Origin of the sequence: Ruegeria aquimaris, from assembly GCF_025751555.1 — a bacterium.
Taxonomy (GTDB): Bacteria; Pseudomonadota; Alphaproteobacteria; order Rhodobacterales; family Rhodobacteraceae; genus Ruegeria_B; species Ruegeria_B aquimaris.
The window spans coordinates 114596-134958 of sequence record NZ_JAOWLB010000001.1; the positions used below are offsets into that span (position 1 = coordinate 114596).

Below are 20363 nucleotides of genomic sequence, written 5' to 3' on the forward strand. Positions count from 1 at the left end.
CTCAATTCTCCTCTCGCGCGGCTGAACCCGTCAGCGCAGCTTGCATCCATGCCGCCGTTCGCATCAGGCGGTCGTCCTGTTCCCGTGCCCCGATCAGTTGCACACCGATGGGCAAGTCCTCTGCCCCCACCAGAACGGGCATGGTCAGGCAAGGCAGACCTGCCAATGTCCAGATGGTGCAATAGACCGCATCGCCAGTATTGCCCGCTGATAACGGCAGCGCCTGACCCGAGGCGGAGGGTGCGAGAATGGCATCGAAATCGTTGAAATGATCCACAAAAAACGCCTCCGCCGACGCCTTTACCTCGATCGCTTCCTCGTATTGCGCGGCGCTGATCGACTTTGCGCGGTCCAGTGCGGCCAGCATCTCGTCGCTCAACTTGCCGACATGCGCGGCGGCGAGTTCCTGCATGTTGCGGGCAATTTCGAAATCATAAATGGTCTTGTGCACATCGGTCAGCCCGACCAACTGCGGTGCGGCGGGGAACCGTTCGATCCGGTCGCCCAGCACATCCAGAACCGCCTCGAGCCCGGACCGCGCATCGGCGTCCAGCCGGTCATGATAGGGCATGTCGAACCAGGCGATATCTGGCTCGACAGGGACATCAGCCCGAACGCCGTCCAGATTGCTGGGCCGCGGCCACGAGAAACTCGCCGGATCGTCCTGATCGTAACATCCGATGGCATCAATCAGCAGCGCCATATCTTCCAGTGTGTTTGCAAAACCGCCGATCTGATCGAGCGTGACCGAGGTGCGGAACACGCCGCTGCGCGGTACGATACCACGCGTCGGCTTGAAACCGTATACACCGCAAAACGAGGCTGGCCGGATCACCGATCCGCCCGTCTGTGTGCCCACCGCAAGCGGCACGTGCCGTGCCGCCACAGCTGCGGAGGACCCGCTTGACGATCCGCCCGGGGTGCGGGTTGGGTCATGCGGGTTGGTTGTCACCGTGGGATGCAGATAGGCAAGTTCGGTGGTCCGGGTCTTGCCCATGATTACCGCACCAGCCTCGCGCAGACGCTCGACCAGACGCGCATCGCGGCCGGACTTGCGCCCGGCAAAGATCTCGCTGCCCCGCTGGGTGGGCATATCGACGGTATCCACGATATCCTTGAGCGCCACCGGAACGCCGTGCAACGCGCCGGTTGCCCGCCCTGCCCGCCTGATGCGGTCAAGCTCCTTTGCCTGGTCCAGCGCGTAAGCCGCGTCCAGATGTTCCCATGCTTGCACTACAGGCTCAGTCTCGGCGATCCGCGCCAAACAAGCTTGTACCAAGTTCTCTGAACTCAGGCGGCCTGCCCTGATGGCCTCTGCCGCCTGAGTTGCTGACATCAAAGTCGGATCCATCCGCATATCAGGGGACCCATACACCAAACAGGTAGTCCGGGAACCAGAGCGCAATCCCGGGGAACTGGTACATCAGCACCATGCACAGGATCACGATGAACAGGTAGGGCATCAGCCCCTTGAAGATCTGGATCAGCTCGATCTGCGACTTCAATACGCCCTTCAGATAATAGGCCGACATCGCCATGGGCGGGGTCAGGAAAGATGTCTGAAGGTTCAGCGCCACCAGCATGGCAAAGAAATACGGGTTCACCCCGAACGTATCCAGCATCGGCAGGAAGATCGGCACGAAGATGATCAGAATCTCCGACCATTCCAGCGGCCAGCCCAGCAGAAAGATGATCAGCTGCGCCAGGACCAGGAACTGCCAGGGTTGCAGGTTCATGCCCACCACCCAGTGTTCGATCACATCATGTCCACCGAGATAGGAAAAGACGGAGGCGAAGGTCCAGGACCCCACGAACAGCCAGCACACCATTGCGGTTGCCTTGGCTGTCAGGAAGACGCTTTCCTTGACCTTGCCCCAGGTCAGAGACCGGTAGAGCATGGCCAGAACCAGACCACCCAGGGCGCCCATGGCCGCCGCTTCGGCCGGTGTGGCCAACCCGCCCAGGATCGACCCCAGCACAAGGAAGATCAGAACCGTGAGCGGCACGAAGGACACCAGCAGGTTCATGTAGATTTCCCGCTTTGGCGGCACATCTTCAAGCTGTGGCTTGGGTGCCAGCGCCGGATTAATGCTGACCCGGATCATCACATAGACGATGTAGAGGCCCGCCAGCAACAGACCCGGGAACACCGCCGCCGCATAGAGCCGCAAAGGCGAGAGTTCGGCAATCGCTGCATAGACGATCAGCATGATCGACGGCGGTATGAGAATGCCCAACGTCCCGCCGGCGCAAATCACCCCGGCGGCAAAGCTTTGGTTGTAGCCCGCCTTGTTCATTGCCGGATAGGCCAAGAGCCCCATCAAAGTGACCACCGCACCAACGATGCCCGAAGCAGTAGAGAAGACCGCACAGGTCAGCAGCGCCGCAATCGCCAGCGATCCCGGCAAGTTACGCGCCGCCATGTAGAGGGAAAAGAACAGCCGGTCGACGATATTGGCACGTTCAACCACATATCCCATGAACAGGAATAACGGGATGGCGACCAGCGTGTCGTTCTCCATCACGGAATAGGTGTTCTGGTTCAGCAGGTAAAAGATGTTGTTGTCGAAGATCTCGGAAATCGACTGGGGGCTGTGATAATAGGCGTAGTAGCCAAAACCGACCCCCATCGCGAGCAGCGTAAAGGCGATCGGAAAGCCCAGAAGCACCAGAACGATGAACATGCAGAGCATGACGATTGCGATCTGAGGATCACTCATTGCCACGGCCTCCTGCCTGCGCCCGGAACATCTCGGGGTGGTCTTCCTGCATGTGCATCAGCATGTCTTCGGTCTCTTTCACGTCGTCGATACGCGGCAGCCATTCGCCGCTGCGCATGGCCAGCCAGCACCGGGCCATTTCGGCCAGCCCCTGCAACATCAGCAGCGCGCCTGCGACCGGGATCAGGGTCTTGAAGAAGTAAATCTGGATGCGGGCCGGGCTGTTCCAGCTCACTTCCTTGTACCGCCAGCTGTCCGAGGCGATTTCCCAGCCGTACCAGAACAGCGCGAACATGCCGGGAAAGAAGAATAGGATATACAGCACGAAATCCACGCGCGCCTGCCAGCGCACCGGAAACAGACGATACAGAACATCGCCGCGGACATGCGTATCCTGCGCCAGCGCATAGGCGCCCGACATCAGGAACAGCGCCCCGTACATCTGCACCATCATGTCAAAGGCCCAGACCGTCGGCGAATTCAGCACGTAACGCACGAAAACTTCATAAGACACCGAAAGCGTCAGAATGAGAATGCACCACCCGAAGGCCTTGCCAACCCATTGGCTCAGCCCTTCGATGGCATGGATGGTCTTGATCAAGGTCTGTCCCCCATCATCGCGCCACAAGGGGCGGGGCCGCCGTCGCGGCCGCCGCTCTTGTCAGTTCGAACCTTTGGTTCAGCCGAAATAGTGGCCGTAGGCCAGTTTGTAGTCGGGCTGGTTCAGGTTGAGGTAGTTCATCACGTTCTTGGCATAGGCCTTCTGGCTTTCCACAACCTTGGCAAAGAACGGATCCTCGCCCGAAATCCTCTCGACCACAATGTCCCAGGCCTTGAGCTGATCGGCCATCACGCCGTCCGGCGTGCGGTAGACATTGACACCCTGCTCGGTCTGGAGTTTCACAAGGTCGTCGGCATAACGCTTGGTATTGTGCCAATAGAAGTTCGAGTTCTCGGCCTCGGACGCATATTTCAGGATCGCCTGAAGCTCGGGCGCCAGGGCCTCGTACTTCTTCTTGTTGAACGTGACCTCGAAGAATTCCTGGCTCTGGTGGAAAGAGGCCAGGTGATAGTGCTTGGACACGTCCTGCATGCCGAAGTCGCGGTCCGAGGTCGGGTTGTTGAATTCGGCCGCGTCGATCAGGCCCGACTTCATTGCAGGCTGGATCTCGCCGCCCGGCAGCTGCACTACCGACATGCCCATCTCGAGCAGAACGTCTGCCGCAAGGCCCACGGTGCGATACTTCAGCCCCTTCATCTGGGCTGCGTCGGTGATCTGCTCCTTGAACCAGCCCAGCGGCTGGGCGGGCATCGGCGAGTTGAAGAAGGACACCACGTTCAGGCCAAGGCTTTCCATCAGCTCGTTAAAGAGCTCCATGCCGCCGCCGTAATGGACCCAGCCCAGGACTTCCTGGCTCGACCAGCCAAAGCACGGGCCGGTTCCAAACAGCGAGGCAGCCTTGGACTTGGAGTACCAGTAGGCTGGCACGTAGTGGGCCGCATCCAGCACGCCGCGGTGCACGGCATCCTGCATCTGGCTGGTCTTGACGACCGAGTCCACCGGCAGCAGGTCAATGGTCAGGCGGCCGCCCGACATTTCGTTCACGCGGTTCACGTAGGATTGCGCATTCTCAAGAAAGATACCGCCGCCCCAAGCGGCCTGCATCTTCAATGTAACACCTTCCTGTGCATGGACAGCCGGAGCCGCCAGAACACCCGCGCCGGCAACAGCCGATCCGCGCAGAAAGTTTCTGCGATTCATCATTTCAGTCATTTCTCCTCCCATTTCCGGGCTGCGAGGTCCGAGCGAACCAAGCCCTGTCCACCAAAGGCAGACCCTTCAACGATAGCCACAGAGCGCAAACATTCAATTTCTTTTCTGCGTTTTTTGCCGGAATTGGTAATATTTCTTTTCCAGAAAGGGAGGGTGCGCACCATCGGCGCGCAGTTTTGGCTCAATTCCCAACCTGAAGTTGATATCCACACACCACGCATGGGCATATCCAGTGGTCAGTCCCTTGCAGGTACATCGCACGGGTGCTGACAAGCGGCATCCCGATCTGGCCAGAAGGCTTTGGTCAGATTCTGAAAGCGACGTTCTGTTCGCAGCTGGTTAACCGGCACGTTCAGGCCGAATGTGGCCCCGGGGCAACTGACGCCGCCAGCAAATCGCGGGTATATTCGTGTTCCGCGCGCATGGCACGCAGCGCACCGACATCCATCACCTCGACAATCTCGCCGCTCTTCATTACCGCGAGACGGTCACACATGTGACCGATGACCGGCAAATCGTGGCTGACCATAAGGTAAGTCAGACCGTGTTCCGCACGAAGATCGGTCAGCAGGTTCAGGATCTCGGCTTGCACCGAGACGTCCAGCGCCGAGGTCGGCTCGTCCAAAAGCAGGATCTCGGGCTCGCCCGCCAGCGCGCGGGCAATCGCCACCCGCTGCCGCTGACCGCCCGAGAGCTGGTGTGGATAGCGAAAGCGGAACCGCCCGCCCAGCCCCACATCGTCCAACAGGCTGCGGACCCGGGCGTCGATATCGGGGATGCCATGCAGATGCAGCGTTTCCGACAGAACCTGATCCACCGAATGGCGCGGATGCAGCGAGGCGTAAGGGTCTTGAAACACCATCTGCACCTTGCGGAAGAAGGCGCGGTCACGTTTGCCGCCCGCCAGCGCCTGCCCGTCGATATCGACCCGGCCCGACCAGTCCGGCGCCAGCCCGGTGATCGCCCGCAGGATGGTGGACTTGCCCGAACCGCTTTCACCCACCAGGCCAAAGCTCTCGCCGCGCGCCACCGAGAAACTGGCGCCGCGCACCGCGTCGACCCGGTCGGGGCCATGGCCGAACCAGACGTTCAGCCCCTCGATCTCGATCATGCTCATGCCCGGCCTCCGACGCTTGGCGCCTCGGACCAGGCGGGATCGCGGCTCAGCACTTCCAGCTTGGCGCGCGGCTGGTCCAGCCGCGGCAGCGAGTTCAACAGGCCCCGCGTATAGGGATGCGTCGCCTGATGCAGCTTGTCGGCATCACAGACCTCGACGATGCGGCCCGCATACATGATCAGCACCCGGTCGCAGAATTCGGACACCAGGTTCAGGTCGTGACTGATGAATATCAGCCCCATCCCGCGCTGTTTCACCAGATCGTCCATGATGTTCAGCACCTGCCGCTGCACCGACACATCCAGCGCCGAGGTCGGTTCGTCCGCGATCAGGATCTGCGGGTTGGGGATCAGCATCATCGCGATCATGATGCGCTGGCCCATGCCGCCCGAAACCTCGTGCGGATAGGCCCGCATCACCCGTTCGGGATCACGGATCGACACCGCGTCAAGCATCTCCAGCGAGCGTTTACGCGCCTCGGCCTTGCCCACCTTGTTATGTAGCAGATAGGCCTCCATGATCTGGTCGCCCACGCGCATCACGGGGTTCAGCGAGAACTTGGGGTCCTGCATCACCATCGAGATGCGTTCGCCGCGCACCGTGCGCATGTCCTTTTCGCTCAGGTCCAGCAGGTTCTGCCCCTCCAGCGCGATCCGGTCGGCCTCGATCATCCCCGGCGGGCGGATCAGCCGCAGGATGGCGCGGCCGGTCATCGACTTGCCCGAACCGCTTTCGCCCACGATGCCCAGCCGCTCGCGCCCCAGCGAGAACGAGATGCCGCGCACCGCCTCGACCACGCCCTGACGGGTGGGGAACTTGACCCACAGGTTTTCAACGTCCAAGAGGTTCATTGGCTGCCCTCCTTGGGGTCGAGCACATCGCGCAACCCATCGCCCAGCAGGTTGAAGGCCAAGCTGACGGTAAAGATCGCCAACCCCGGCATGGTGGCCACCCACCAGTGATCCAGGATGAAGCGGCGCCCCTCGGAAATCATCGCCCCCCATTCCGGGCTGGGCGGCTGCGCGCCAAGGCCGAGAAAGCCAAGGCCGGCGGCGGCCAGGATGATCCCCGCCATGTCCAGCGTCACCCGCACGATCAGCGACGAGATGCAAAGCGGCCAGATATGCCGGGTGATGATCCGCACGGGGCTGGCCCCTTGCAGGCGCACCGCGCTGATATAGTCCGAGGCGCGGATGGTCAGCGTCTCGGCCCGCGCCATGCGCGCATAGGGCGGCCAGGCGGTCAGCGAGATCGCCAGCACCGCGTTTTCGATCCCCGCGCCCAGCGCCGCCACAAAGGCCAGCGCCAGCACCAGCCGGGGAAAGGCCAGAAAGATATCGGTGACCCGCATTAGGATCACATCGACCCAACCGCCGACATAGCCCGCCACTGTGCCCACCAACAGCCCCGCCACCGGTGCGATCAGCGCCACCAGCGTGACGATATAGAGGGTGATACGGCTGCCATAGATCAGCCGGCTCAGGATATCGCGGCCCAGACTGTCGGTGCCGAACGGGTGGCCAGGGCTGCCCAGCGGCTGCAACCGGTTGCCCAGGTTCTGCACATAGGGGTCATGCGGGGCGATGAGCGGCGCAAACAGCGCCATCAGCACCAGCGCCACCAGGATGCCCAGCCCGAACATCGCCATGGTATTGCCGCGCAGGGTCAGCCAGCCCTTGTAAAGGCTGGCCAGCCGCGCATGACGGCGCGAGGTTGGCTCGTCGGTCAAGAGCCATTGCCGCAGGGTGAGTGTTTCGCTCATTTCGACCTCGGATCGAAGACCCGGTACAGCAGGTCGGAAAACAGATTGAGACAGATGAAGATCAGCCCCACCACGACGGTACCACCCAGCACGGCGTTCATGTCAGCGCTGAGGAGCGCGGTGGTGATATAGCTGCCGATCCCCGGCCAACTGAAGATGATCTCGGTCAGCACCGAGCCTTCGAGCAGGTTGGCATAGCTCAGCGCGATCACCGTGATCAACTGCACGCGGATGTTGCGAAAGGCATGACCCCAGATCACCTGCCGCTCGGACATGCCCTTGACGCGGGCGGTGGTGACATACTCTGCCGACATCTGTTCCAGCATGAAGGACCGTGTCATGCGGCTGATATAGGCCAGCGAGTAATAGCCCAGCAGCGTTGCAGGCAGGATGATATGTGAGAAGGCGTTCCGGAACACGCCCCAGTCGCCGGCGATGGCACTGTCGATCAGGATCATGCCGGTACGCGAGGGCACGATGTCCTGATAGAAGATATCGAGCCGCCCCGGCCCGCCGACCCAGCCCAGCACGCCGTAAAACACCAGCAGGCCCATCAGGCCCAGCCAGAAGATCGGCATCGAATAGCCCACCAGCGCCACCACGCGGGCGATCTGGTCGATCCAGCTGCCCCGGCGCACGGCGGCGATGACGCCCAGCGGCACCCCCAGCAACACGCCGATCAGCGTGCCCAGCGTGGCCAGCTCCAGCGTGGCGGGAAAGACGCGGGCGATATCCTCGGAGACCGGGCGCGCGTTCAGCAGCGACATGCCGAAATCGCCATGCAGCACATCCCAGAGGTAATAGAGAAACTGCACCAACAGCGGCTTGTCGAGGCCAAGCTGCTCGTAAACCGCGTCATAGGTGGATTGGCTGGCGCGCTCGCCCACGATCGCCAGCACCGGGTCGATCGGCATCACCCGACCGATAACGAAGGTGACGAAGAGCAACCCCAGCATGGTGATCGAGACCGACCCCAATGCCACCAGCACCCCTTTGAGCCACGGGGCGAGAGACGCGCGAACGCGCCTCTCGCGAGTGTTTTCCGTCAGCGCCATTTACTTGGTGACTTGCCAGTAGGACGCCGAGGTGATGGCCTGCCCGGTCGAGAAGTTCATCACGTTGTCGCGCTGCGCCGATTGCTCGATCTGCTGAAACATGATGACAAAGGGCGAGGTTTCGCGGAACTCGGCCTGGATCTCGTCATACATCTTGGCGCGGATGTCGCGGTCGTTCTCGATCACCGCCGCGGCGGTCTTTTCGGTCAGCCCGCCGGTGTCCCAGCTATTGCGCCATGCCAACAGACCGGTGGCCTGGGCCGCGTCGGAATTGTCCGGGTTATAGGCAAAGGTACCCGCATTGGTGTGCGGATCGGGATAGTCCGGCCCCCAGGCGCCCAGATAGACATCCAGTTCCCGCGCGCGGTAGCGCCCGAGGATCTGCTTGGCCGTACCGATGGTGATGTTCATCTTGATCCCCACCTGCCCCAGCGCGTTTTGCAGCGACTGGGCGATCTCGATGCGTTCCTGCGCCTCGCGCACGCCGACCTCGATCTCCATGCCTTCGGGGATACCCGCCTCGGCCAAGAGCGCCTTGGCCTTTTCCACGTCATAGGTGAACGGCGCGGCGTCCGAGGCCCCCAGATAGGTCTGTGGCAGGAAGTTCTGGTGGATGGTGTACTGACCGCTGAGGAAGCTGTTCTTCATCCCCTCATAGTCGATCAGGTACTTGAAGGCCTGCCGCACCTGCGGCTTGCTGAGTTCGGGGTGCTTCTGGCTGAGCGAGACATACATCAGCCGTCCCTTCAGCTCTTCCTCGACCTTGACGCCCTCAGCGCTGCGCACGCCCGCGATATCCTCGGGGTTGAGGTTGCGGGCGATGTCGATATCGCCGCGCTCCAGCAGCAGGCGCTGGCTGGCGCTTTCCTGCACGTGGCGCACGATCACGCGCTCCATCGCCGGAGCACCGCGGTAATAATCGGGGTTCGACTGGATGGTCACGCTTTCATTCGGCTTCCAGCTGACCAGCGAATAGGCGCCCGACCCGGCGGTGTTGGTCTTGAGCCAGGTATTGCCCATGTCGCCGTCCTGCTCGTTGGCCATGACGACTTCCTTGTCGACAATGCCGCCGATGGTCGCCGTCAGACAGTTCAGCACAAACGAGGTCGCATAGGGTTTGTCGGTGGTGATGGTGACCGTGTTGCCGTCGGCCTTGATGGTTTCGGCCACGTTTTCGGCGGTAAAGCCGAACTGGGTCAGGATAAAGGCCGGCGTCTTGTTCAGGATCACCGCCCGTCGTAACGAGAATTCCACATCCTCGGCACGCACCGGGTTGCCGGAATGGAACTTCAGTCCCTCGCGAATGGTAAAGGTGATCGAGCGCTTGTCCTCGCTCACCGTCCAGCTTTCGGCGATCTCGGGCTGATAACCCGCCTTCAGGTCGGTCGGGTCGAAGTTGACCAGCTTCATATAGACATTGCGGCTGACATCCGAGCCTGCGAATTCAAAGCTCTCCGCCGGGTCCAGCGTGGTGATATCGTCGATCCGGTTCGCGATCACCAACATGTTGGGCGGCGTCTCGGCCTGTGCCATCGGCACCGGAGCGGTCATCACGACGGCCGCGCCCAGCACGGCGGTCGATAGAAGTCGGTTCAAAGCATTCATTTTGTCTTTTCCTCTCCTGTTGTCTTGGTCTTGGTCAATTCTTGCGGTGGTCACGCGCCCCAGGTGCGTTCCAGCACGCGCAGCCAGTTGTCACGGCACAGCTTGTCGATCAGCGCCGCGCCATAGCCATGGTCGGCCATGGCCTGACGCAGCACCGGCAGATCGGCCACCGTGGTCAGCGCCTCGGGCACGATGGCGCCGTCATAGTCCGAGCCGAGGCCGACGCCGTCCTCGCCCAGAACTCCCATCATGTGATCGAGATGGCGCAACATGGTCTCGAGCGGCACATCGCTCAGCTTGCGCCCGTCTTCGCGCAGAAAGGCCACCGCGAAATTCAACCCCACCATCCCGTCGCTTTCGGCAATCGCGCGCAGCTGATCATCGGTCAGGTTGCGCGAGATGGGACAGAGCGCGTGGGCGTTGGAATGGGTTGCCACCAGCGGTTTGTCCGAATGACGGGCAACATCCCAGAAGCCTGCTTCATTCATGTGCGACAGGTCGATCAGAATGCCCAGCTGATTGCAGCGCCGCACCAGCCGGATGCCGTGATCGGTCAGCCCCGGCCCGATATCGGGCCCCGAGGGAAAGCGGAACGGCACCCCATAGCCAAAGATCGTGTTGCGGCTCCAGACTGGTCCCAGCGAGCGCAGCCCGGCGGCGTGCAGCACATCCAGCATATGCAGGTCGGGGTCGATCCCCTCGGCCCCTTCGATGTGGAAGATGGCGGCGATCCGCCCCGACGCCAGCGCCGCGCGCATCTCAGCCACACTACGACAGACGCTTAGCGCGCCTTGACGCTCAAGCTCGAACAGGATCGCGGCCTGGCTCAGCACCACCGGCAGCGCGTCCTCCCAGTCGATCGGTTCGGGAAGCGGCAGGTCATAGCTGGCATTGGTCATCTCAGCATCGCGGGCCTCGCGATCCATTGGCGAGGGCACGTAGACCGCAAAGAAGCCGCCGCCAAAGCCACCCGCCTGCGCCTTGGGCAGGTCAATTGCGCCGTCGCGCCCGGTCAGGAAGGTGCCCGCCTGCGCCATCCCGCCCGCGCGATACAGCTTGAGCAGGACATCGTTATGCCCGTCGATGATCGCCGGATGCGTTGCCGGCATGGTGAGCCTCCCCCGTTGGCGGTTGCCCGGATAGTAGAAGAAGAAATTTGCATGGCAGAGTCAAAACTGTATGATTTATACTCATACATCTAGTCTGAACTTGAGAGCACCATGGCCAAGCCCAAGACCTGGCACTCGCTGCCCGAGTATTTCGCCCTGCGTGCGCTGATGCAGACCGGTACCACCACCGGTGCCGCGCATCAGCTGGGCCTGTCGCAATCGGCGGTCAGCCGCTCGGTCGCCAGTCTGGAAAACCGGCTGGGCACGGCTCTATTCGAACGCGAGGCGGGCCGGTTGCGCCCGACGCAAGAGGCGGTGCGGCTGAACCTGCGCCTCGACCCGCTGTTCGAAGCGCTCGACCGGATCGACGGACAGACCGAGCCGGTGCGCGAGACGCTGCGCCTGATCGCGCCGCCCTCATACGCGCACCGTTTCCTGGTGGCACAGATCAGCAGTTTCCTGGACATGAACCCGGCGTTTTTCGTCAGCTTCGAGGTCAATACCTCAGACGAAGTGACACGCGGCATTTTGGACGACCGCTTTGACCTGGGCATCAGCGGGGTCGAGCAGAGCCGCGCGGGCGTCAAGACCATGCCCTATCGCGTGTCGGGCGCGGTCTGTGCCATGCCAACCGATCACCCGCTGGCAACGCGTGACCGGGTCGGGCCCGCCGATCTTCACGGGCAGGACATGATCGCACTGACCCGCCGCCACGTTCGGCGCGGGCAACTGGAACGGCTGCTGCATCAGGCCCGTGCCACGCCGCGCATCGTGGCCGAGGTTTCGACCTCTTTCGCTGCCGCCGACCTGGCAAGGGAGGGTTTGGGGCTGACCGTGATCAACCCCTTTCCGATCTACCATTACCGCGCCGGGGATCTGGCCTTTGTGCCCTTTGTCTCAGACCTGGAATACCGTAGCTATTTCCTGGTCTCCGAAACACGGCCGATGACCCGCCCTGCCCGCGCCTTCATGCGGCACTTGCGGCTGAACACGCCGCCTGACCCGTTTTCGCGCAAGGCCTGACCCGTCATTCCTGGTGAATTGGCTCGGCGGTGAACCCACCACCCTGGTACAGCGCGTCAGGCGCGTCGACCGGCCCTTGCGGCTCGCTTGTTTCCAGTTCCGCGCGCCAGATCTCGGACGTATCCTGCGGCCCCCAACCCAGATACCGGACGTGCGAATTGTCCCACCAGCCAGAGCGCGTCCGCGACACTCCGTAAATCACCGGACATCCTAGCCGCGGTATGACAAAACAGCGCTCGACCAGCGAGAACAGATCGCGATAGCTGAGCCAGGTGGACAGCATCCGCCGATTGCGTGGTTTGGGGAAGCAGGATCCGATCCGAACCCGCGCCGTTTCGATGCCGAACTTTTTCCAATAGACCAACGCCAATTGCTCGCCATAGACTTTGGAAGCCCCATAGAGCCCGTCCGCCATCGGCGGGGTAAATGCATCAAGCTGTTCATCGGTGCGGTAGAACCCGATCGTGTGGTTGGACGAGGCGAAGAAGATCCGCGGTTTTCCCGTGACCCGTGCCGCCTCATAGAGGTTATAGACCCCCCGGATGTTGCCCCGCTCGATCAGTTCGAAAGTCTTCTCGGTACTCACTCCACCAAAATGGGCCACCGCGTCGCAACCATCGACCAGGTTCCGCACTGCGGCAGCATCGCCCAAGTCGGCCTGAATGAACTCCTCGTTCCCGTTCACTCCCGCTACCGGCACCATGTCGCTCAGACGGATCTCTTCGGCTAGGTCCGCAAGATGGCTGCGGGCCTGAGTTCCCAACGCCCCCGCGGCGCCGGTGATCAACAGGCGTTTCAACTTTGCCATATTCGCCTCCGTCAGTAGCCGCTGGGCTTGTCGCCGGAACCCGCACCGGCACCGCCGCCCAACAACGCGCGCGCCTCGGTGACGGCACCGCGCGAGCCGGACGCCAGCAGCGCAGAGTCAGCCGCAATCGTCACCATGTCAAATCCCCAGCCAACCGCCTGCGCCGCATAGGCCGGGGTCCCGCAATGCAGCCCTGCGGCGATGCCCGCGCGCTTGGCTGCCGCCAGAATGTCCTTGATCGTGTCGATCATCTCGGGCTCGGTCCGGTCCACGCCCGCAGGCAACCGGCCATTCGTCACCCCCAACGTCAGGTCGGATGGCCCGATATAGATACCGTCCAGCCCCGGCGTGGCACAGATCGCATCCACATTGGTGAATGCCTCGCCAGTTTCGATCATCGCCAACACCATCACCTGGTCATTCGCTTCCGCTGGATAGTTCGCCCCGGCCGAGAAGCTGACCCGTGTCGGGCCAAAGCTGCGGTTGCCGCGCGGCGGATAGCGCACCATCGACACCAGGTCGGCCGCCTCTTCGGCGGTGTTGACCATCGGACAGATGATGCCATAGGCCCCGGCATCGAGCAGTTTCATGATAATCCCCGGTTCGCGCCACGGCGCGCGCGCGATTGGCGTTACCCCGCTGGCGCGCATCGCCTGCAACATCGCCTTGGCGTCGGAATAGTCAAGGAAGCCGTGTTGCAGGTCGATGGTCAGGCTGTCGAACCCAGCCGCGGCCATGATCTCGGCGGTGAATGGATTGCCGATGCCAAGCCAGCCGTTGAGTGTGGGGCGGCCCTCGGACCAGGCCTGTTTGACTGCGTTGGGGATCATGGATGCTACCTTTCCTCTCTGCAAAACGTCACGCGACGCGGTACGGGGCCAGCAGGTCCCAATCGAAGATGACACCGGTGCCCGGTTCGTCCGGGGCCAGCGCCATGTGGTTTTCCACCCTCAGAGGGCGTTTGGTATAGCGGTCGATCGGGAAGGAATGCACCTCGATCAATCCGGCATGGGGCTGTGCGGATACAAGGCTGACATGCAGTTCCTGCATCCCGTGCGAACAGATCGGTAAGCCCGCTTTGCGTGCCAGCGCGGCCACTTGCAACCAGCCGGTGATGCCGCCGCAATTCGACGCATCGGGTTGCAGGAACGACAGCCCGGCCCGGTCCACGGCATATTCGAACTCGTGGATCGTGTGCAGGTTCTCGCCCATCGCCAGCGGCACCGGGCTGACCTTGGACAGGCGCCCATAGGCGTCGTAGTCGTCCGGGATCATCGGTTCCTCGAACCACAGCAGGTCGAATGGCGCAAAAACCTGCGCCGCCTCGGTCGCCTGTGCCTCGGACATCGAGTAATTGGCGTCAACGGCAAACGCGATATCCGGGCCGATCAGTTGGCGAACGGCGGCGATGCGCGCCAGGTCTTCGTCCAGCGTCGGCTGACCGATCTTGATCTTGACCCCGTCGAACCCGGCGTCGAGATAGCCGCGAATGCTTTCCAGCAGCTTGGGCAGGTCAAAGCCAAGGTCGATGCCGCCGCAATAGGCACGGCAACGGTCCGATGCGCCGCCCGCCATCCTCACAAGCGATTTGCCAAGGGTTTTCCCGCGCAGGTCCCACAAGGCGATGTCGACCGCCGAGATGGCGAAGCTGGCGATGCCGCCCCGGGCGACATAATGCACATGCCATTGCATCGCCTCGTAAAGCGCCTCGACCGGCTCCGCCGCCTGCCCGCGCAGGAACGGCGCAAGGTCATGGGTGATCATCGCGTGGATCGCGTGACCGCCCTTGCCTCCGGTATAGGTATATCCGGTGCCTGTCGAACCATCGCTCAGCGTCACTGTCGCGGTTACCAGTTCGAAATGCGTGTGATCGCCGTGTTTGGCGTCCACCAGCACCTCGTCCAGCGGAACATGATACAGGCGCGGTTCGACCGAGACGATACGGCTCATAGACCACGGCACTCCGGCACCGGGGTCAGCACGGTGCCATCCTTGAGGAATTGCGAGAGGTTGTCGCAGGTCAGATCGCCCATCGCCTGCCGCGTTTCCACTGTGGCCGAGCCGACATGCGGCGTCAGCACCACGTTCTCCATCCGCTTCAGCGCATCGGGCACCTTGGGTTCAGCCTCGAACACATCCAGGCCCGCGCCGCCCAAGGCGCCGCCTTCCAATGCCGCAACCAGCGCCAGTTCATCCACGACCGAACCGCGCGAGACGTTGATCAGCACGCCCTCGGCGCCCAGCGCGGCAAGGACCGCCGCATTGACGATATGGCGTGTCCCGGGTCCGCCCGGAGTGATGCAGACCAGCGCATCGCATTCCGCCGCCATCGCTTCGAGATTGTCGAAATAGGGATAGTCCACCGGTTTTGGGGTACGGCTGTGATAAGTCACCTTCGCGCCGAAGGCCTGTACCCGGTCGGCGATGGTCTGCCCGATCCGGCCAAGGCCGACGACGCCCACGGTTGTTCCCTTGACCGAGCGGGTCAGGGGAAAGGCGCCCTTTTCCTCCCACCCGCCCTTGCGCACCCAGCGGTCGGCCGGCACCAGCCGCCGATAGACCGCCAGCCACAGCAGGATGGCGGTATCTGCGACCTCGTCGTTCAGCACATCAGGCGTGTGCGACACCAGAATGCCGCGCGCCGCCGCCCCGGTTGCGTCGATGGCGTCGTAGCCGACGCCATAGGAGGAGACCACCTTGAGATTCGGCAGCGCCATCATGACATAGGGCGGAACCCCCCAATGCCCATCCGTCGCAACCGCCACAATATCGGACCCGCGCGCCGCCAGCATCGCGGCACGCTCTGCCTCGGGGGTGTCGAACAGGCGGGTGACCTCGAACTCGGCCTCGAACCGGGCGCGCATCCGCTCGGTCACGTTGCCGATCTGGAGAAGATGTGGCTTAGTCATCGGCCCGCACCTCCTGCCGCTGGATACCCAGTCCCTCGATCCGCAACTCCATCACATCGCCCGCTTTCAGGAATGTCGGCGGCTTCATGCCGCCGCCCACGCCCGGCGGCGTCCCGGTCGAGATCACGTCGCCCGGATGCAGGGTGAAGAGTTGGCTCAGATGCGAAATGATCTGGCGCACGGTAAAGATCATCGTCGCCGTGTTACCGGTCTGCATCCGTTTGCCGTTCACCTCCAGTGACATCGCCAGCGCCTGCGGATCGGCGATCTCGTCGCGGGTCACCAGCCAGGGCCCGGTCGGCCCGAAAGTGTCGCAGCTCTTGCCCTTGGTCCATTGCCCGCTCAGCTTGTTCTGGAATGTCCGCTCGGACACGTCGTTGCAGATGCAATAGCCCGCGACATGGTCCAGCGCCTCCTCTTCGCTGACGTATTTCGCGGCCTTGCCGATCACCACGCCCAGTTCGCATTCCCAGTCGGTCGTGGTCGAGCCGCGCGGCATCACCACGTCGTCGTTGGGGCCGACAACGGCCGAATTGGCCTTCATGAACAGGACAGGATGCTCGGGGTATGGCAGGTTCATCTCGTCGGCGTGATCGGAATAGTTGAGCCCGATGCACATGAACTTGGTAAACCCGGTGACACAGGCGCCTAGGCGCGGGTTTCCAGATACCAATGGCAGGCTGCTCGGATCAAGCGCACGTAGACGGTTCAGGCTTGCATCGTCCAGCATCGCACCACTGATGTCGGCTACATGTGCGCTCAGGTCCCGGATATTGCCGTCGGCGTCCAGCAGACCCGGCTTTTCGGCGCCGACAGCCCCATATCGCAGAAGTTTCATGTCATCTCGTCCTTCTCAGTGATTGTCGCGCGGCAGCGCGCTGTTTCCGATGTCGCGATAGGCGTCGGCCCCGCGCAATGTCATCCCCTCCGAGAACGGGCGTACCCGCTCGCGGAAAATCTCCTGCCAGGGCGACTGGCTGGGCGGGGTAAAGGGATGGTCGGGCAGCGCGGCACGGCGCGCGACCAGTTCCTCGTCGCTGACCAGCATATTGGCGGTGCAGGCGTTGAGGTCGATCCGAAGCATGTCGCCGGTACGCACCAGCGCCAGCCCTCCGCCTTCGGCCGCCTCGGGCGAGGCGTTCAGGATCGAGGGAGATCCAGAGGTACCCGACTGCCGCCCATCGCCGATGCAGGGCAGCGCGTGGATCCCCTGTTTCAACAGGTAGGAGGGCGGCCGCATGTTCACCACCTCGGCCCCGCCGGGGTATCCGATGGGGCCTGATCCGCGCATGATCAGGATGCAATGGGCGTCAATGCCAAGGGCTTCGTCGTCGATCCGGGCGTGAAAGTCCTCGGGGCCGTCGAAAACGATGGCCCTGCCTTCAAAGGCGTTCGGATCATCGGGGTTATCCAGATATCGCTGCTGGAACTCCGGGCTGATCACGCTGGTCTTCATGATCGCGCTGTCGAACAGATTGCCCTTGAGGTTGATGAACCCCGCATCGCGTTTCATCGGCGCGGCAACGGACTTGATCACCGCCGGGTTCTCGCTGCGGCGGCCCTCGCAATTCTCGCCGATGCCCCGCCCGTTAACCGTAACGGCACCCGGATGTGGCAGCAGCCCCTCGGCCAGCAATTCGCCCACCACCGCAGGCACGCCGCCCGCACGGTGATAATCCTCGGCCAGGTATTCGCCCGCTGGCTGAAGGTTGACCAGCAGCGGCACCTTGTGGCCAAGGCGCTGCCAGTCATCATTGTCCAGCGACACACCCAGATGCCGGGCAATGCCGTTCAGGTGGATCGGCGCGTTGGTCGACCCGCCAATGGCCGAGTTCACCACGATCGCGTTCTCGAAGGCCGCCCGGGTCATGATATCGGACGGCTTCAGGTCCTCGTGAACCATCTCGACGATCCGCCGCCCGGTCTCATAGGCCATCTGCCCGCGCTCACGATAGGGCGCGGGGATCGCCGCGGAACCGGGCAGCTGCATGCCCAGCGCCTCGGCCAGGCTGTTCATCGTGCTGGCGGTGCCCATCGTGTTGCAGTACCCCACGGAAGGCGCCGAAGAGGCTACCAGTTCCATGAAGCCCGCATCGTCGATCTCGCCCGCCGCCAGCAACTCGCGCGCCTTCCAGACGATGGTGCCCGACCCGGTACGCTCGCCCCGGAACCAACCATTCAGCATCGGTCCCACCGAAAAGGCGATGGCCGGGATGTTCACCGTCGCCGCAGCCATCAAGAGCGCCGGTGTGGTCTTGTCGCAGCCGATGTTGAGCACCACCCCGTCCAGCGGATAGCCGAACAACGTTTCCACCAGGCTCAGGTAGGCTAGGTTGCGATCCAGCATTGCGGTGGGCCGCTTGCCGGTCTCCTGGATCGGGTGCACCGGAACCTCGATCACCGTGCCACCCGCCGATATGATCCCGTCGCGGACCCGCTTGGACAATTCCACATGGTGACGGTTGCAGGGGCTCAGGTCGGATCCGGTTTGCGCGATGGCGATGATCGGCTTGCCCGACTGCAACTCCTCCCGCGTCAACCCATAATTCAGATAGCGCTCGAGATAGAGCGCGGTCATCTCGCGATTGTCCGGGTTGTCGAACCAGAATTGCGAACGCAGACGCCGTTTGGTCATGTCTTTCCTCTCCCCGTTCAACCGGCCCAGCCGCCGTCGATGATATGCGCCTGCCCCGTCGTGAACGCACTTTCATCCGAGGCGAGATAGACCGCAAGCGCGGCAATCTCTTCGGCCTTGCCGATCCGGCCCATAGGCTGGCGTGCGACAAAAGCTTTCATCGCCGCCTCGTAGTCACCCGTGGCGCGCAGCCGGTCATGCAGCGAGGGGCTTTCCACCGTGCCCGGGCAGATCGCGTTACAGCGCACCCCTTGGGTGATGTAGTCCTTGGCCACAGCCTTGGTCATGCCGATGACCGCCGCCTTGGTGGCGCCATAGACGAACCGGTTCGGCGCCCCGATGATCGACGAGGCCGCCGAGGACATGTTGATGATCGAGCCTTTACCGCGCGCCAGCATCCCCGGCAGCGCTGCCCGCATGGTGCGGAACATCGACCGCACGTTGAGGTCAAAGGCGAAATCCCAGTCCTCGTCCGTAGCATCCAGGATGGTGCCGTGATGCACGAAGCCCGCGCAATTGAACAGGATGTCGGGGTTCGCTCCACCCACAATCTCGGCCACCTGCGCGTTGTCGCGCACGTCAAGCCTCGTCACCTCCAGATCTCCCACCGCGTCCGATTTCAGCGCCGAAAGCATCTCGGCATTGATATCGGTCGCCAACACCTTGGCGCCCTCGGCGGCCATGGCCAGTGCCGTGGCTCGTCCGATCCCCTGTCCGGCCGCCGTCACCAGCGCCGTCTTACCAGCTAGTCTTTGTGTCATGTCGAAAAATCCAGATGCACTTTCATTGATTGGGTACGGTCGCCGGCCAGGTCAAAGGCTTCGCGCGCCTTTGACAAAGGAAAGCTACCGCTGAGGATCGGTGTCACGTCGATCCGGCCACTGGCGATGGCCGAGACCGCGTCGCCAAAGGCGTGGTGGAACCGGAACGAGCCGCGCAGGTCGATTTCGCGGGCGATGGCCAGGTTCCGGTTGAAGCCGATCTCGCCGCCGAGACCCAGCATCACCATCACCCCGCGCGGGCGCAGGCAGGCCAATCCGTCGTTGAAGGCGCTGGCAACGCCGGTCGCCTCGAACATCACGTCAAAACAACCCTTGCCCTTGGCAAACTCGGCGTTCCAACCAGGTTGCGTGGCGTCCAGCGCCCGATCCGCGCCCATCGTGCGGGCCCGCTCCAGCGCCACGGTCATGACATCGGTCACCACCACTTCGGCCGCTCCCGCTGCCTTTGCCGCCAGCAGCACCAGCGCGCCAATCGGGCCGCAGCCGGTGACCAGCACGCGCCGCCCCTCCAGTGGACCGGCGCGTTCCAGCGCATGCAGTACCACCGCCAGCGGTTCAGCGCAGGCGGCGTGGGTCGGAGGAACATATGCGGGCAGCTTGTGACACTGATCGGGCCGCGCCAGGATCACGTCCCGGAACGCGCCCTGGATATGCGGTACCGGCATCGCCGAGCCATAGAACCGCATATTTTCGCAATGCATCTCCAGCGCGGCGCGGCAATACTGACAGGTGCCGCAATTGCGGCTGGGCGAGACGGCGACCAGATCACCCTCCTCCAGACCGCATTCGCCCGGGGCCGACAACACCCGGCCCGCCACCTCATGACCCAGGATCATCGGTTCGATCATCCGCACAGAGCCGAACCCGCCATGCTGATAATAATGCAGGTCCGAGCCGCAGATGCCGCCGGCCTCGATACGCACCTGAACCATCCCTTCGATTGGGTCCGGCGCGGTGCGGGTTTCCACCCGCAGATCGTGCGGTGCATGCAGAACGACGGCTCTCATTGCAGATACTCCCTTGCTCGCCCGGTCGGCGACGGGCGGGCTAGTGTTTCCGCAAAC

At 62.9% G+C, this 20363-nt stretch carries 20 protein-coding genes; 1 reads left to right on the plus strand and 19 read right to left on the minus strand.

Going from position 1 to position 20363, the window contains the following annotated elements; all coding sequences use genetic code 11:
* Nucleotide 1: 1 nt before the first annotated feature.
* The 11 genes from OE747_RS00585 to OE747_RS00635 form a co-directional block, all read right to left on the minus strand.
* Complete coding sequence (locus OE747_RS00585) at nucleotides 2-1357, minus strand: amidase (RefSeq protein ID WP_263826668.1); 1356 nt, start codon at nucleotides 1355-1357, stop codon at nucleotides 2-4.
* Nucleotide 1358: 1 nt separating this feature from the next.
* Complete coding sequence (locus OE747_RS00590) at nucleotides 1359-2720, minus strand: TRAP transporter large permease (RefSeq protein WP_263826669.1); 1362 nt, start codon at nucleotides 2718-2720, stop codon at nucleotides 1359-1361.
* A complete protein-coding gene (locus OE747_RS00595) occupies nucleotides 2713-3321 on the minus strand; it encodes a TRAP transporter small permease subunit (protein WP_263390045.1) in 609 nt (202 codons plus the stop codon). The genes OE747_RS00590 and OE747_RS00595 overlap by 8 nt, the downstream gene beginning before the upstream one ends.
* Before the next feature lie 78 nt (nucleotides 3322-3399).
* The gene (locus tag OE747_RS00600; RefSeq protein ID WP_263826670.1) at nucleotides 3400-4494 is read right to left on the minus strand and encodes a TRAP transporter substrate-binding protein; all 1095 of its coding nucleotides are present in this window, start codon (nucleotides 4492-4494) and stop codon (nucleotides 3400-3402) included.
* Nucleotides 4491-4721 carry a hypothetical protein gene (locus tag OE747_RS00605; protein WP_263826671.1) on the minus strand — a complete coding sequence of 77 codons (231 nt, stop codon included), beginning with the start codon at nucleotides 4719-4721 and terminating at the stop codon, nucleotides 4491-4493. The genes OE747_RS00600 and OE747_RS00605 overlap by 4 nt, the downstream gene beginning before the upstream one ends.
* A 125-nt stretch (nucleotides 4722-4846) precedes the next feature.
* A complete protein-coding gene (locus OE747_RS00610; RefSeq protein WP_263826672.1) occupies nucleotides 4847-5611 on the minus strand; it encodes an ABC transporter ATP-binding protein in 765 nt (254 codons plus the stop codon).
* Nucleotides 5608-6462, minus strand: coding sequence for an ABC transporter ATP-binding protein (locus OE747_RS00615; protein ID WP_263826673.1), 855 nt, complete (start codon nucleotides 6460-6462; stop codon nucleotides 5608-5610). The genes OE747_RS00610 and OE747_RS00615 overlap by 4 nt, the downstream gene beginning before the upstream one ends.
* A complete protein-coding gene (gene nikC, locus OE747_RS00620; protein WP_263826674.1) occupies nucleotides 6459-7373 on the minus strand; it encodes a nickel transporter permease in 915 nt (304 codons plus the stop codon). The genes OE747_RS00615 and nikC overlap by 4 nt, the downstream gene beginning before the upstream one ends.
* On the minus strand, nucleotides 7370-8428 hold the full coding sequence (locus OE747_RS00625) for an ABC transporter permease (protein WP_263826675.1): 1059 nt from the start codon (nucleotides 8426-8428) through the stop codon (nucleotides 7370-7372). Before OE747_RS00625 ends, nikC begins: the two co-directional genes overlap by 4 nt.
* Nucleotides 8429-10033 (minus strand): ABC transporter substrate-binding protein, encoded by a 1605-nt coding sequence (locus OE747_RS00630; RefSeq protein WP_263826676.1) that lies wholly within the window; start codon nucleotides 10031-10033, stop codon nucleotides 8429-8431.
* Nucleotides 10034-10083: 50 nt separating this feature from the next.
* A complete protein-coding gene (locus OE747_RS00635; protein ID WP_263826677.1) occupies nucleotides 10084-11142 on the minus strand; it encodes a dipeptidase in 1059 nt (352 codons plus the stop codon).
* Nucleotides 11143-11253: 111 nt separating this feature from the next.
* Between OE747_RS00635 and OE747_RS00640 the strand changes: the two genes are divergently transcribed.
* Nucleotides 11254-12165, plus strand: coding sequence for a LysR substrate-binding domain-containing protein (locus OE747_RS00640; protein ID WP_263826678.1), 912 nt, complete (start codon nucleotides 11254-11256; stop codon nucleotides 12163-12165).
* A 4-nt stretch (nucleotides 12166-12169) separates the two neighbouring features.
* Here the strand turns inward: OE747_RS00640 and OE747_RS00645 are convergent, their stop codons facing one another.
* From OE747_RS00645 to OE747_RS00680, 8 genes are read right to left on the minus strand one after another with little or no spacing between them, the layout of a single operon-like run.
* Complete coding sequence (locus OE747_RS00645; protein ID WP_263826679.1) at nucleotides 12170-12973, minus strand: NAD-dependent epimerase/dehydratase family protein; 804 nt, start codon at nucleotides 12971-12973, stop codon at nucleotides 12170-12172.
* A gap of 11 nt (nucleotides 12974-12984) precedes the next feature.
* Nucleotides 12985-13803: an HpcH/HpaI aldolase family protein gene (locus OE747_RS00650; protein WP_263826680.1), complete on the minus strand. Its 819-nt coding sequence runs from the start codon at nucleotides 13801-13803 to the stop codon at nucleotides 12985-12987.
* Between the two features lie 28 nt (nucleotides 13804-13831).
* Nucleotides 13832-14923 (minus strand): mandelate racemase/muconate lactonizing enzyme family protein, encoded by a 1092-nt coding sequence (locus OE747_RS00655; protein WP_263826681.1) that lies wholly within the window; start codon nucleotides 14921-14923, stop codon nucleotides 13832-13834.
* The gene (locus tag OE747_RS00660; RefSeq protein ID WP_263826682.1) at nucleotides 14920-15882 is read right to left on the minus strand and encodes a 2-hydroxyacid dehydrogenase; all 963 of its coding nucleotides are present in this window, start codon (nucleotides 15880-15882) and stop codon (nucleotides 14920-14922) included. Before OE747_RS00660 ends, OE747_RS00655 begins: the two co-directional genes overlap by 4 nt.
* Nucleotides 15875-16720, minus strand: coding sequence for a fumarylacetoacetate hydrolase family protein (locus OE747_RS00665; protein ID WP_263826683.1), 846 nt, complete (start codon nucleotides 16718-16720; stop codon nucleotides 15875-15877). The genes OE747_RS00660 and OE747_RS00665 overlap by 8 nt, the downstream gene beginning before the upstream one ends.
* Nucleotides 16721-16735: 15 nt before the next feature.
* On the minus strand, nucleotides 16736-18517 hold the full coding sequence (locus tag OE747_RS00670) for an IlvD/Edd family dehydratase (RefSeq protein WP_263826684.1): 1782 nt from the start codon (nucleotides 18515-18517) through the stop codon (nucleotides 16736-16738).
* 17 nt (nucleotides 18518-18534) lie between these two features.
* On the minus strand, nucleotides 18535-19278 hold the full coding sequence (locus OE747_RS00675) for an SDR family oxidoreductase (protein WP_263826685.1): 744 nt from the start codon (nucleotides 19276-19278) through the stop codon (nucleotides 18535-18537).
* Nucleotides 19275-20306: an L-idonate 5-dehydrogenase gene (locus tag OE747_RS00680; protein WP_263826686.1), complete on the minus strand. Its 1032-nt coding sequence runs from the start codon at nucleotides 20304-20306 to the stop codon at nucleotides 19275-19277. Before OE747_RS00680 ends, OE747_RS00675 begins: the two co-directional genes overlap by 4 nt.
* Nucleotides 20307-20363: the final 57 nt, after the last annotated feature.

Coding starts and splice junctions, on each gene's coding strand:
- OE747_RS00665 (WP_263826683.1), bottom strand. CDS start 16,720: ATGAAACTTCTGCGATATGGGGCTGTCGGCGCCGAAAAGCCGGGTCTG.
- OE747_RS00640 (WP_263826678.1), top strand. CDS start 11,254: ATGGCCAAGCCCAAGACCTGGCACTCGCTGCCCGAGTATTTCGCCCTG.
- OE747_RS00610 (WP_263826672.1), bottom strand. CDS start 5,611: ATGAGCATGATCGAGATCGAGGGGCTGAACGTCTGGTTCGGCCATGGC.
- OE747_RS00680 (WP_263826686.1), bottom strand. CDS start 20,306: ATGAGAGCCGTCGTTCTGCATGCACCGCACGATCTGCGGGTGGAAACC.
- OE747_RS00635 (WP_263826677.1), bottom strand. CDS start 11,142: ATGCCGGCAACGCATCCGGCGATCATCGACGGGCATAACGATGTCCTG.
- OE747_RS00675 (WP_263826685.1), bottom strand. CDS start 19,278: ATGACACAAAGACTAGCTGGTAAGACGGCGCTGGTGACGGCGGCCGGA.
- OE747_RS00655 (WP_263826681.1), bottom strand. CDS start 14,923: ATGAGCCGTATCGTCTCGGTCGAACCGCGCCTGTATCATGTTCCGCTG.
- OE747_RS00650 (WP_263826680.1), bottom strand. CDS start 13,803: ATGATCCCCAACGCAGTCAAACAGGCCTGGTCCGAGGGCCGCCCCACA.
- OE747_RS00590 (WP_263826669.1), bottom strand. CDS start 2,720: ATGAGTGATCCTCAGATCGCAATCGTCATGCTCTGCATGTTCATCGTT.
- OE747_RS00615 (WP_263826673.1), bottom strand. CDS start 6,462: ATGAACCTCTTGGACGTTGAAAACCTGTGGGTCAAGTTCCCCACCCGT.
- OE747_RS00670 (WP_263826684.1), bottom strand. CDS start 18,517: ATGACCAAACGGCGTCTGCGTTCGCAATTCTGGTTCGACAACCCGGAC.
- OE747_RS00585 (WP_263826668.1), bottom strand. CDS start 1,357: ATGCGGATGGATCCGACTTTGATGTCAGCAACTCAGGCGGCAGAGGCC.
- OE747_RS00660 (WP_263826682.1), bottom strand. CDS start 15,882: ATGACTAAGCCACATCTTCTCCAGATCGGCAACGTGACCGAGCGGATG.
- OE747_RS00605 (WP_263826671.1), bottom strand. CDS start 4,721: ATGCCCATGCGTGGTGTGTGGATATCAACTTCAGGTTGGGAATTGAGC.
- OE747_RS00630 (WP_263826676.1), bottom strand. CDS start 10,033: ATGAATGCTTTGAACCGACTTCTATCGACCGCCGTGCTGGGCGCGGCC.
- OE747_RS00600 (WP_263826670.1), bottom strand. CDS start 4,494: ATGACTGAAATGATGAATCGCAGAAACTTTCTGCGCGGATCGGCTGTT.
- OE747_RS00625 (WP_263826675.1), bottom strand. CDS start 8,428: ATGGCGCTGACGGAAAACACTCGCGAGAGGCGCGTTCGCGCGTCTCTC.
- nikC (WP_263826674.1), bottom strand. CDS start 7,373: ATGAGCGAAACACTCACCCTGCGGCAATGGCTCTTGACCGACGAGCCA.
- OE747_RS00645 (WP_263826679.1), bottom strand. CDS start 12,973: ATGGCAAAGTTGAAACGCCTGTTGATCACCGGCGCCGCGGGGGCGTTG.